Origin of the sequence: Streptomyces sp. CA-250714 (assembly GCF_050936705.1) — a bacterium.
Lineage (GTDB): Bacteria > Actinomycetota > Actinomycetes > Streptomycetales > Streptomycetaceae > Streptomyces.
The window spans coordinates 968,246-980,623 of sequence record NZ_JBNJMI010000002.1 but is presented as its reverse complement, the minus strand read 5'-3'; the positions used below and the strand labels follow the sequence as shown (position 1 = coordinate 980,623).

Annotated in this window: 8 protein-coding genes; 3 read left to right on the top strand and 5 right to left on the bottom strand. The window is 71.3% G+C overall.

The window, feature by feature from the left end:
* Positions 1 to 181: 181 nt before the first annotated feature.
* Positions 182 to 1,633: a hemolysin family protein gene (locus ACQEU8_RS23260; RefSeq protein ID WP_433104151.1), complete on the top strand. Its 1,452-nt coding sequence runs from the start codon at positions 182 to 184 to the stop codon at positions 1,631 to 1,633.
* Positions 1,630 to 2,913 (top strand): hemolysin family protein, encoded by a 1,284-nt coding sequence (locus ACQEU8_RS23255; protein WP_433104149.1) that lies wholly within the window; start codon positions 1,630 to 1,632, stop codon positions 2,911 to 2,913. Before ACQEU8_RS23260 ends, ACQEU8_RS23255 begins: the two co-directional genes overlap by 4 nt.
* Here the strand turns inward: ACQEU8_RS23255 and ACQEU8_RS23250 are convergent.
* Both ACQEU8_RS23250 and ACQEU8_RS23245 read right to left on the bottom strand, forming a co-directional pair.
* Positions 2,831 to 5,047, bottom strand: a complete 2,217-nt coding sequence (locus tag ACQEU8_RS23250; protein ID WP_433108658.1) for an AAA family ATPase — start codon at positions 5,045 to 5,047, stop codon at positions 2,831 to 2,833. The two genes, ACQEU8_RS23255 and ACQEU8_RS23250, sit on opposite strands and share 83 nt — an antisense overlap.
* Positions 5,048 to 5,426: 379 nt before the next feature.
* Positions 5,427 to 6,068 carry a uridine kinase family protein gene (locus tag ACQEU8_RS23245; RefSeq protein WP_433104147.1) on the bottom strand — a complete coding sequence of 214 codons (642 nt, stop codon included), beginning with the start codon at positions 6,066 to 6,068 and terminating at the stop codon, positions 5,427 to 5,429.
* A 321-nt stretch (positions 6,069 to 6,389) separates the two neighbouring features.
* On the opposite strand from ACQEU8_RS23245, the gene ACQEU8_RS23240 reads away from it, so the two are divergent.
* Positions 6,390 to 7,784 (top strand): peptidase C39 family protein, encoded by a 1,395-nt coding sequence (locus ACQEU8_RS23240; protein WP_433104145.1) that lies wholly within the window; start codon positions 6,390 to 6,392, stop codon positions 7,782 to 7,784.
* A gap of 110 nt (positions 7,785 to 7,894) precedes the next feature.
* Here ACQEU8_RS23240 and ACQEU8_RS23235 read toward each other — a convergent pair whose 3' ends face one another.
* The 3 genes from ACQEU8_RS23235 to gndA form a co-directional block, all read right to left on the bottom strand.
* Positions 7,895 to 9,985, bottom strand: coding sequence for a M4 family metallopeptidase (locus ACQEU8_RS23235; protein ID WP_433104143.1), 2,091 nt, complete (start codon positions 9,983 to 9,985; stop codon positions 7,895 to 7,897).
* Between the two features lie 307 nt (positions 9,986 to 10,292).
* Positions 10,293 to 10,496 (bottom strand): hypothetical protein, encoded by a 204-nt coding sequence (locus tag ACQEU8_RS23230; protein ID WP_433104141.1) that lies wholly within the window; start codon positions 10,494 to 10,496, stop codon positions 10,293 to 10,295.
* A 298-nt stretch (positions 10,497 to 10,794) separates the two neighbouring features.
* A complete protein-coding gene (gene gndA / locus ACQEU8_RS23225; protein WP_433104139.1) occupies positions 10,795 to 12,261 on the bottom strand; it encodes an NADP-dependent phosphogluconate dehydrogenase in 1,467 nt (488 codons plus the stop codon).
* Positions 12,262 to 12,378 lie beyond the last annotated feature (117 nt).

Here is a 12,378-nt window from a genome sequence, read left to right as displayed (position 1 = left end):
ACCCCGGCGCGGTGCCGCGCGTCTTCGCGGGACGAGACCGAATGTCTACTCTGGTGCCCATCGGCATGAGCCGCCCCGCGCTTGTGCGGGGGCACCTGCGAACCGAGGAGTGACCACCTCCAGCGATGGACGGATCGTCCTGTAGTACGTGCGCCGCGTCCCGTCTTGGTGGGGGCGCGGCATGACCCTCCCGCTAGTGCTGCTCGGTGTGGCGTTCCTGCTCGTTCTCGCCAACGGCTTCTTCGTCGCGGCGGAGTTCGGGCTCGTCACCGTCGAGAAACCCGAGGCCGAACGTGCCGCCGCTGAAGGCGACCGGAAGGCCCGCGCCGTCGTACGGGCCCTGCCCGAACTGTCCTTCCAGCTCTCCGGCACCCAGCTCGGTATCACCCTCACCTCCCTGGTCACCGGCATGCTCGCCGAGCCCGCGCTGGCCCGGCTGCTCGACGGGCCGCTGACCGCGGCCGGGATACCGCCGGGTGCGGTCGGCGGGGTCGCTGTCGGCACCGGCATGCTGACCGCCTCCGCCGTCCAGATGGTCCTCGGCGAACTGGTGCCCAAGAACTGGGCGGTCTCCAGGCCGCTGGCGGTGGCCCGGTTCGTCGCAGGACCGCAGCGCCTCTTCTCCCGGACGTTCCGCCCCGTGATCGCGGGCTTGAACGCGGCGGCCAACCGCATGGTGCGGCTCCTCGGCGTGACGCCCGCCGAGGAGCTGGCCTCGGCCCGCACGCCCGGCGAACTCGTCTCCCTCGCCCATCACTCGGCCCGCGCCGGCGCCCTCGAACAGGACACCGCCGACCTGTTCGTCCGCACTCTGGCACTGGGCGGGCTGACGGCGCAGCATGTGATGACGCCCCGGGTACGGGTCAGTGCCCTGCAAGCCCTGGCCACCGCGGAGGACGTCCTCAACCTCACCCGCGCCACCGGCCTCTCCCGCTTCCCCGTCTATCGGGACACGCTGGACGAGGTCGTCGGCATGGTGCACCTCAAGGACGCCCTCGCGGTGCCCGCGCACCAGCGGCTGCACACCCCGGCGGCCCGGATCGCCGTGCCCGCGCTGCACGTCCCCCAGACCCTTCCCGTACGGCCGCTGCTGGCGCGGCTGCGCAGCGAGCAGCCCATCGCCGTCGTCGTGGACGAGTACGGCGGCACGGCGGGCGTCGTCACGCTGGAGGACATCGTCGAGGAGATCGTCGGCGAGGTGCGGGACGAGCACGACGGGCAGCTCTACGACGAACTGCCCGAACTGGCCCCGGCGCCGCCCGATCCGGAGGGCCGCCCGGCGTGGGAGGCCGACGGCAGCTGCCGGGTGGGCGCGCTGCGCGGGATCGGCCTCGAGGTGCCCGAGGGCCCGTACGAGACGGTGGCCGGGCTCGTCGCCGACCTGCTGGGCCGCATCCCCGTGCCCGGTGACACCGCGCGGCTTCGGGTGCCGCTCGCCCGCGCCGGAGGGGGCGCGCGGGAGGGCGGCCAGGAGTGGCAGTTGCGGGTACGGCACGTGGCACACCACCGCGCCGAGCGCGTCCGCATCGTGGCCCCGCACCGGATGGAAGGCCCTGCGACCGGTGCGCTGCCGGACCGCGTCGGCAGTGATTCCGCGCGTCCGGTGCGGAGCATGGAGGCGGCGGCGTCATGAGCGTCCTGCAACTCCTGTTCGCAGCGCTGCTGGTGCTCGGCAACGGCTTCTTCGTCGGTGCCGAGTTCGCGCTCGTCTCCGTACGCCGCAGCCAGATCGAACCCCTCGCGGCCGAGGGCTCGGCACGCGCCCGGCGGGTGCTGCGCGGGCTGGAGACGCTGCCGCAGATGATGGCGGCCGCACAGTTCGGCATCACCGTCTGCTCGCTGACGCTGGGCGCTGTCGCCGAACCGACGCTGGCGCACCTGCTGGAGCCGGCTTTCCATGCCGTACGGCTGCCGCAGGCGCTGGTGCACCCGGTCGGGTATGTGATCGCGCTGGCGGTGGTGGTCTTCTTCCACCTCGTGGTCGGCGAGATGGTGCCCAAGAACCTCGCCATGGCGGCTCCTGAGCGCACCGCGCTGTGGCTCGGCCCCGCACTGGTCGCCTTCGCGCGGCTGACCCGCCCGGTGACCGTGGCGCTGGGCGCGTGCGCAACCGTCATCCTGCGGCTCTTCCGGGTCGAGCCCAAGGACGAGGTGGCGGCGGTCTTCACCAGCGAACAGCTCAACCAGCTGGTGGAGGACTCCCGGCAGGCCGGCCTGCTCGAACCCGACGAACACGAGCGGCTGGCCGACGCCTTGGAACTGGGCTCCCGGCCGCTGACCGACGTCCTGCTGGGCCGCACCGAACTGGTCACCGTCGGCACCGACGTCACCCCGCGCCAGGTGGAGGAGCTGACCGTACGCACTGGCTACTCCCGCTTCCCGGTGCGCGCCGACGACGGCGGCTTCCTGGGGTATCTGCACGTCAAGGACGTGCTCGATCTGGAGGAGGCCGACCGTGCGGTACCGCAGCGGCTGTGGCGGCCCATGACGACACTCCGCGGTGAACTGCCGCTGGACGACGCGCTCACCGCCATGCGGGCCGGCGCCTCGCATCTGGCCGCCGTCGCCGACGCCACGGGACGGGTGCTGGGGGTGGCGGCGCTGGAGGACGTGCTGGAGATGCTGGTCGGCGAGGTGCACGACCCCGCACACACCGACCTGGCCAGGACCGGAGCGGCACCCTACGCGCCCGCGACGACAGGCGCTCCCACCAGGTCCGGCACCCCGTCCGGCAGCCCCGGGACCGGGCCCCGGCGGCTGCGTGCCCTGCCCGGTGCCCGGCATCTGACGGGCCCCGGCGGCACCGGGCGGAGCGGTACGGGCGGCGGCCTCAGCCCAGCGGGGGCGGCAGCGGGCCAGGACGAGGACCGTCAGGACCCCGCCCCGACAGCACCTCCCCGTACGCCTGCATGAGGTCGGGCAGCCGCAGCGTCGCCAGGTCGTCGCGGGTCGGGGTGCCCGAGTAGCCGGACAGCCGCAGATCGCGGTAGGCGCAGCTCTTCTCGTAAAGGGTGCGCAGGAAGCGGCCATTGCCCAGCTCGTCGATCCAGCCCTGGTCGACGACGTGACCGCTGATGCTGCGCAGCTCCTCCAGCGCCTCCTCGTCCCATACGTCGCCGTTGTCGGCTGCCAGCACCTCGCCGATCGCCGTCAGCTCCAGCGGCCGGTAGCTGGGGAAGTCGACCCGGGTGGTGAAGCGGGACGAGAGGCCCGGGTTGGCGGCCAGCAGCCGGTCCATGCCCTCGGGGTAGCCCGCCAGGATCACCACCAGCTGGTCCCTGTTGTCCTCCGCGCGCTTGAGCAGCACCTGCAACGCCTCGTCGCCGTACGCGTCACCCTTGGTGTAGCCGGAGTTGGAGAGGGCGTACGCCTCGTCGACGAACAGCACCCCGCCGAGCGCCGAGTCGATCAGTTCGTTGGCCTTGACCGCTGTCTGGCCCAGGAACTCGCCCACCAGATCGGCGCGTTGCGCCTCGATCAGATGGTCGCCGCCCAGCAGGCCCAGCGCGTAGAAGGCCCGGCCAAGGATGCGGGCCACCGTGGTCTTGCCGGTGCCGGAGGGCCCGGAGAAGACGAAGTGCCGCTTCGGCGGCTGCACGGGCAGCCCCTGCCCGGCCCGCAGCCGCGCCATGTGCAACTGCGCGGACAGCGCCCGCACTTGGCGCTTGACCGGCTCCAGGCCGACCATCCGCTCCAGCTCCTCCAGCGCCTGCGCCAGCAGCACCGGATCGGAGGGGCCCGTCGGCAGCCTGCCGTCGCCGCCGCGCCCGCCGCCCGCGGCAGCGCGCTCCCGCAGCACGCTGGTGTCCACCCTGACCGGCTCGGCGGGGTCTCCGGAGTCCTCCAGGCGCAGCCCGTCGGCCTCCGGGTCCACCACCGGGTCGGCGGACTCGGCCGCGTCCCGCAGCCCCGCGTCCGAACCGTCCTGGGTGCCGCCGGGCTGCCCCGCGTCCGGTGCTCCATCGAAGGACCTGCCCGGGTCCTGGTGGAGCCCGCCGTCGCTCGGCCGCCCGGCGTCGTCCGGCCGCCCGGTGCCGTTCCGCGGGTCGGTGCCGCTCCGCGGGCCCGTGTCGTCGCCGGGGCGGCCTGGGCCGCTGCCGTCCGTGGGGGCTGCGCTGTCTGCCGGGTCGGCCGGATCCGGGGGCTGGGCCGGGTCGCCGGGCGCCTCGGGGCCCCTGTCGAAGAGCTCGGGCCCGTTCCCCACCGGCCCGTCCGGCCCGCCCAGACCGCCCGAGAGGACAGCGGCTGCCAGATCCTCCGCCGTACCACCAACGCCGTCGCTCTCCGCGATGGTCGTCAGCCGCGCGGCCGTGTCCATGAACGTCGGGTCGATACGGTGCACGGCGCGGTACAGCGGGAGTGCCGCCGCGCTGCGGCCGGTGCCTTCGCGGGCGCGGGCCAGCCAGTAGCGCAACTCCTTGCGCTGCGGCTGTTCGCTGCGGCAGCGCATCAGTGCGGCGGCCAGCAGCGGCTCGGCCTGCCCGTACATCTCCAGCCGCACCCGGGCCATGCCCGCGAACAGTCCCGCCTCGATGCCCAGCAGCGGGTCGTCGACCAGCGGCTCGGTGTGGGCGACCAGTCCCTCCCAGTCCTTGGCGAGATAGGCACGGCAGGCGTGCAGGAATCTCACCTGCGGATCGGTGTCCACCGGGGGACAGCCGGCCAGGGCGCGGTCGAGCTCGGCGACGTGTCGTCCGTCCAGCCAGTGGGAGGCGTGCGCCAGCAGCAGATCACGTTCGTACTCGAGCACCGGCTGCACCCACCAGCCGAGCCAGTACCAGGAGTTGAGGGTGCGTCCGTGCCGGGCGCGCTGTTCACCGAAGCGGTCCCTGTGGTGGTACATCCGCAGCAGCGCGGTCGCGGTGTCGGCGCGCAGTGCGTGCAGGCCCAGCCAGGCGTCGGCCATTCCGGGATCGAGCCGCACTGCTGTGCGGAACTCCTCCTCGGCCTGGGCGTATCCGCCGACGGTGTACGCGTCCACCCCGCGAAGCCAGGCGAGTTCGGCCGGGGCGTGCAGGCCCTGGGGGTCCTGCGTGCCGAAGTTCATCACGTCCCCCACGAAACGTCCCCCGTATCTGCCGGTTATCACCCGGGGTTCCCACGCTGTTTCGCATCGTACCCGTGCTCAGGGCGCTGTCGAAGGGCGGCGTACACGGCTTCCGAGGTCGTGGAACAGCCGGTGGCAGGGGGCGTGTCGGGAGAGGCGCGGGGGGAAGGCTTCCGCAAAACTCTTACTAAGAGTGAGCAAAATGGAGGAGTCTCCCTCCACTTGACTGTGTGGAGGCAGAACGAAGCCCCCGGTCACGGGGGAACAACCGGGGGCTTCGCGTCTGAAGACGGCCTGCGTAGACCGCTTGTTGGAAACGTAATCGGTCCGGCGCCAATGGTCAAGCCGCTCGGTTGCACACAGTGCCATCAGCCCGCTGTCAACTGCCAGGAGTTATACGGAGGGTCATATTCAACGCCGCGTCCGGCGCCTCCTCAGCTCTCTCCCGTATCTCGTACCCCGGACGCCCCTTGCCCGTTTCGCGCACCAGGAAGTCCGCGAACGGTCGCGAAGGGTCGGCCGCGAAATGCGCGCGCTCCGCGGGAATCCACCGCTCCCAGAAACCGTGTTGACCCGGACCGTCCCGCCGTCGGCCGCGCTGCCATGCGGCCTCGGCCGCCATGTCGGCCCACAACAGGCAAGCCAGATAAGGCCGTAGAGCTGCCCGGCCCGCACCCACTCCCTCGACGAGGATGACCGGAGCGGGCGGCAGCACGGCCTCCGTGCTGTGGGCACGCGCCACCCAGTCGTACACCACGTAGCGTGCAGGGGCCCCGCGCTCCAGCGGCCCGAGCACCTGCTCGGCGAGCCGCTCCGTCCAGTCGAACAGCGCCTCATGGCAGGCCAGATCGTCGAGGTGCAGCACCGGCGCACCGCCGAGCAGCTCCGAGAGCTGCCGCGCCAGCGTGGTCTTGCCGGACCCGGCGTGCCCGTCCACGCCCACCAGCCGCACCGGGCCGCATGAGGCGGGCAGCGCGGCAAGCCGGTCGGCAAGTGCTTCGAGGGAGCGTGGAGCGGGCATCTCCCCAGCGTACGTCGGGGTCGCACGGGTGTGCGGTGGTGGCCTTCGCGCGCCGGCCACGCTCCGTCACTGGCTGCGCCAATGACGACGGCATGCCGGGCGGCCGAAGCCCTGGCACGCGCCTCGCTCAGCGGCAATAGTTGGCTTCCGCGTACGGCCCGGTACGACCGCACAACCGCACGGCCGAGTACGACCGCCGGGTACGGCCGCGCACGGCGCCGCGCACCACCTGTGACACCGACAGCACGCACCAACCTGTGATCGACACCACGCACCATCTGTGACGACCGCCGCACCGACCCACGACTGGGGGCACTCCGCATGACCAGCAGATCCGCCAATCGCCGTACCGTCCTGGCCGCCGCCGTCGCCGCGGCAGCCTCGGCAGTCGCGGTCCCCGCCGCCCTGGCAGCCGACACCCGGTCGGGTGGAACCACGGGCCGCCCGGCCAAGCCCGGCCGGCCGGGGAGGGCAGGAAACGTGGAGTTCCACAACTGGGCCTCGCAGCGCGACTGGGCCTCCGGCACCGCCAAGGGAACCCGCGTCGACTCGGGAGGACGCCCCGGCATCGTCCTGGCGACCCCCGCGGGCAGCACCGACTACAAGGACCCGCACACCGGGAAGAAAGCCAGCTGGGAGTACGCCACCTGGACTTCGCCCGTACACACCAGCGCCGTACCGGCCGGTGAGGCCATCGCCTCCTGGAACGCCCACACGCCCAAGGGCACCTGGATCAGGATCGAGCTGCGCGGCACCTACTCGGACGGCAAGAGCACGCCCTGGTACACCATGGGCATCTGGACGTCCGGCGACGGCGACGACGTGCCGCGCCGCACCTCCGTCGACGGCCAGAAGGACGGCAAGAGCTCCGTGTCCACCGACACCTTCGCCATCGACGACCTGGGCAGCGGGCTGCGGCTGAAGTCCTACCGGCTGCGGCTGACCCTCTATCGCGCCCCCGGCAGCAAGGCCACCCCCACGGTCTGGCGGGCCGGCGTGATGTGCTCCGACGTACCGGACCGCTTCGAGGTCCCCGCTTCCGAGCCCGGCCTCGGGCGGGCGGTCGAGTTGAAGGTGCCGCGCTACTCGCAGGAGATCCACAAGGGCCAGTACCCCGAGTACGACAACGGCGGCGAGGCCTGGTGCAGCCCCACCTCATCGCAGATGATCATCGAGTACTGGGGGCGTAAGCCCACCGCCGAGGACCTCGCCTGGGTGAACCCCGACTACGCCGACCCCCAGGTCTGCCACGCCGCGCGCTACACCTTCGACTACCAGTACGAGGGCTGCGGCAACTGGCCCTTCAACAGCGCCTACGCCAGCACATACCGGGACATGAACGGGGTCGTCACCCGGCTCAACTCGCTCACCGACGCCGAGGAACTCGTCGCCGCGGGCATCCCGGTGATCACCTCGCAGTCCTTCATCGAGTCCGAACTGGACGGCGCCGGCTACGGCACCGCGGGGCATCTGATGACCGTCATCGGCTTCACCAAGACCGGCGACGTCATCGCCAACGACCCCAACTCCCCGGACAACCCCTCGGTCCGCCACGTCTACAAGCGGCGGCAGTTTGAAAATATTTGGCTGCGCACCAAGCGCAAGAACGCCGAAGGCAAGGTCGTCAGCGGCACCGGGGGCGTCTGCTACCTCTACTTCCCGACCGAACTGACGGCCACTCAGAAGCGGGTGCTGCAGAAGCACGGCGTCAGCTGAGCCGGTCCTCGCTGCTACCGCACGCCGTGCCGGAGTCGTGGCTCCGGCACGGCGCGCCGTCGGTGGTTCGATGCCCGGCGCCGGGTGCGCCGGGCGGGTGCTGCCGGGGCCTACGGGAAGGTGAGTTTGAAGCTGTTGATGTGGCCGGTATCGGCCGGGCCCTTGTCCTGGACCCGCAGCTGCCAGACACCGTTGGCGTCCTCCGCCGAGGCATCGACCGAGTAGGTGGTGTCGATGTTCGGCGTCGGGTCGGCTGCCACGCTGTGCAGCCGGTAGGACTTGCCGCTCGGGCCGATCAGATCGACCTGGAGATCACCGCTGTAGGTGTGCACGATGTTCACGCCCACCTGGAGGCTGGTGGGGGCCCGCCCGGTCAGCCCGCTGGTGGTGATCTTGGAGGTGACCGCCGCGCCGGGGTAGTCCGGGATGGCGACGTCGGTGTCGTTGGCGAAGGTCTTGCCGTTGCCCGGGTCGCCGCCGCCGGGACGGGCGCCGACAGCCACGCCTGCCCAGGCGTCCGCCACCGCCTTGTACTCGGCGCTGCTGGTGCCGTACAGCTCACCGGCCACCGCGAGGGTCCCGGTGCGAGCCGAGGCGTAGTTGGTGGTGGAGGTGAACTTGGTGGTCAGCGCCTTGTACCAGATCAGCGCTGCCTTCTCGCGGCCGATGCCGGTGACCGGGAGGCCGTCAGCGGTGGGCGAGTCGTAGCTGACGCCGTTGATGACCTTGGCGCCACTGCCCTCGCTCAGCAGATAGAACCAGTGGTTGGCCGGGCCCGACGAGTAGTGCACGTCGATGTTGCCGATGCCCGCGTACCAGTTGTCCTTGGAGGCGCCGTCCCGGCTGGGCTTGTCCTGGTAGCGCAGCGGGGTGCCGTTGCCGCGGATGTCTATCTTCTCGCCGATCAGATAGTCGCCCGGATCGGCGGAGTTGGCGGAGTGGAACTCGACCGCCGTGGCGAGGATGTCCGACGTCGCCTCGTTCAGGCCGCCCGACTCGCCGCTGTAGATGAGACCGGCCGTGGCCGAGGTGAGACCGTGGGTCATCTCATGGGCCGCGACGTCCATCGAGGTCAGCGGTTTGGCATTGCCCGAGCCGTCGCCGTAGGTCATGCAGAAGCAGCTGTCGCTCCAGAAGGCGTTGACGTAGTTGTTGCCGTAGTGGACCCGGGAGTACGCCCCTTTGCCGTCGCCGCGGATGCCGGAGCGGCCGAACGCCTCCTTGTAGTAGTCCCAGGTCTCCGCAGCGCCGTAGTGGGCGTCGGCACCGGCGGTGGCCGCGTTGGACGGGCTGCCGTTGCCCCAGGTGTCGGTGGTCTGGGTGAAGAGGGAACCGGTGCCGGACGTACCGCGGTTGAGGTTGTAGGTCTTGTGACCGCCGCGGTCGTTGTCGGTCAGCGTGAAGTTCGAGCCCGACTTGGCGGTGCTCAGGGTGACCTGGCCGCTGTACTGGGTGTTGCCGATGCCGTTGTGGACGCCCTGCCACTGGAAGAGCTTCTTGCCGGACCGGGCGTCGGTGACGACGTGCAGCTCGTTGGGCGTGCCGTCCTTCTGCAGCCCGCCGACGACCGTCTCGTAGGCGAGGGTCGGCTTGCCCTGGGCCAGCCAGACGACCTTGCGGGGCTCGCGGTCGGCGTCCGTCTTCTTCGACCCCGCGGCGTCGGCGGCCTTGAGCGCCTGCCGTTCCGCCGTGGCAGGTCGCACGCTCGCTTTGGCGGGGATGTTCTTCAGCGCGTGCTTCGAGGCCCGTACGACCTCCTCGGTGCGGCCCTTCCCGGTGGTCTCGACGACGAGATCACCGCCGAGAACCGGCATTCCGGCGTAGGTGCGCTCATAGCGGGTGTGCACGGTGCCGTCGCGGTCCTTGAGCACATCGCGGACGACCAGCTTCTCCTTGGCGCCGAGGCCTAGCTTCTCGGCGGTGGCGGCCTTCTTGCTGTCGGCCTTCCGCAGCAGTTCCGCGCGCTGGGTGGGGGAGAGGTCGGCGGGCAGGGCCCCGGAGTCCGCTCCCTTGGCGGCGGTCGCCTTGGCGGTGCCGCGGCCCTGGTCGTCGGCCGTGGCCGGGCCGGTCTGGACGGCTATCGAGAGCAGTGCGGCGACGGCGCCGAGCGCGATGCCGGCGGACGCCTTCGGATGGGGGAGACGTCTGGGGCGACGTCTGTGGGAGGTGGTGGAGCTTCTGTGGGAGGTAGATCTTCGCAATGCTGACTCCTTCTGCAGGCCGCAGGGTTGTGCGGCCGGGAAGACCGGGCGGCGGATGACCGTCCGGGCAGATCTCGGCAGAACAAGGCAGAGCAAGGCTGAACTGGTGGAACCAGTGGAACGGCCGCTCGACTTTCGTGGGGTTGCGCGGCGGCCAGTCGCAGAGTGCCACCCTGAGGAACGGCTGTCAGGACCCGCATCAAGGGTTGGCCGGAAACGGTCCGTTGACCGTATATACGCGTTCGCTATACGGGCAGTTCACCGCCCGGAGCCGGCCAGTCGCCTCAGTCGCGGCCGCCCAGTGGGGTCAGTCGCGGAACGAACCGTCCGCGCGCCGTGCGTGGCGGGACAGCAGATGCCCGCACTGGGGGCAGTGGCGCCGCAGTCCCCGCTTGAGTACGTAGCCGATGCCCACGGTGCACAGATACATCACTCCGACCGCGGTCTTCTGAACGAGCTTGCCCAGCCCCGATTTGGTGCAGGTCGCGCAGTCACGGCATCCGGTTGCCATAAGTCCCCCTCGCCTTCGGTTCTGTTCAACGGTGCTGCTGATCAAGACGTGGGGACCGGCGGGGGAGGGTGCTCCGGGGACCGTCCGGGGACGGTCCCGCGACGCTGCTGTTACGGAGTGCCCCGCAAGGGGCGCGGGCCCCTTCCTCTGCGCCTCTCGCGGGCGCATCGCTTGCTTCGAGGCGAGCGCGCCCAGCCACGACGCAGCGGCACACGGGCACCGCCAAACCCCCCACGGCGGGGTGCCGCCGGAACGAGAGGGAGCCCTCAAAGACGCGGGAGCCCTCAAAGACGCGGAACTAGTCCGTACGGACCTCCGTACGGTCGCCGCCCCAGCGGGTATGGAACGTGCCCTCACGGTCGGTGCGTTGATAGGTGTGGGCGCCGAAGTAGTCGCGCTGGGACTGGGTGAGCGCGGCGGGGAGGCGGTCGGCCCGCAGCCCGTCGTAGTAGGCGAGAGCCCCCGACATGCCGGGCACCGGCACCCCGTGCCGGGCCGCAGTGGCGACGGTGTCCCGCCAGGGGCTCTGCGCCTCGCCGAGCTCCCGCGCGAACTCCGGATCGGCCAACAGCGTGGGCAGGCCGGGACGTTCGGCGAAGGCCGCCCGGATGCGGTCGAGGAACGCCGCGCGGATGATGCAGCCCGCACGCCAGATCGCGGCGACGGACGACAGATCGATGTCCCAGCCGTACTCCGCGCTGCCCGCGCGGATCATGTCCCAGCCCTGCGCATAGGAGATGACCTTGGAGGCGTACAGCGACTGCTCGACCTGCTCGGCGAAGCGGGCGAGCTCCGCCTCCGACAGCCGTGCCTGCCGCGCGCCACTGCCCTCGCTCGCATACGGGCCCGGCAGCGATGCCGCCGCCTCGCGCAGCTGTGTGTGGCCGGACTGCGAGCGGGCGAAGACCGCCTGCGCGATGCCCGGCACCGGCACCCCCAGATCCAGTGCCGTCTGTACGGTCCACCGGCCGGTGCCCTTCTGCTCGGCACGGTCCGCCACGATGTCGACGAACGGCCGGCCGGTGTCCGCGTCGGTGTGGGTGAGGACCTGCGCGGTGATCTCGATGAGGTAGGAGTCCAGCCGGCCCTCGTTCCAGCTCCGGAAGACGTCCGCGATCTCGGCGGGCGCCAGTCCCGTGACGTTCCGCAGCAGGTCGTACGCCTCCGCGATGAGCTGCATGTCCGCGTACTCGATGCCGTTGTGCACCATCTTCACGAAGTGACCTGCCCCGTCCGGACCCATGTGCGCGGTGCACGGCGCGCCGTCCGGGGCGCGGGCGGCGATCCGCTCCAGCAGTGGGCCCAGCGCCCGGTACGACTCGGCCGAGCCGCCCGGCATGATGCTCGGGCCCAGCAGGGCGCCCTCCTCGCCGCCGGAGATGCCGGTGCCGACGAAGTGGATACCGCGCTCCCGCAGTGCGGCCTCCCGGCGGCGGGTGTCCTCGAAGTGCGCGTTGCCCCCGTCGACGATGACGTCGCCGGGCTCGATCAGCTCGGCGAACTCCTCGATCACCGCGTCCGTCGGGCCGCCCGCCTTCACCATCACCACCAGGCAGCGCGGCTTTTTCAGGGCCGCCACGAACTCCCGGGCCGTGCCGGCCGGCACGAAGTCCCCTTCGTCGCCGAACTGTTCCACCAGCTCCCGGGTCCGTGCCTCGGTGCGGTTGTGCAGTGCGACGGTGTAGCCGTTGCGGGCGAAGTTACGGGCGAGGTTGCGTCCCATGACGGCCAAGCCGGTGACGCCGATCTGCGCCGTAGCTGTCATGTTCATCCCTTTCGGCCTCTCGGAGCTTCCGGGCGGGAGCTTTCCTGGCGGGTCCGGGCCCGACTGCCCCCTCGATCGTCTCCTGACACGCCCCGGACCGCTCGCTGCCGGGCGTAC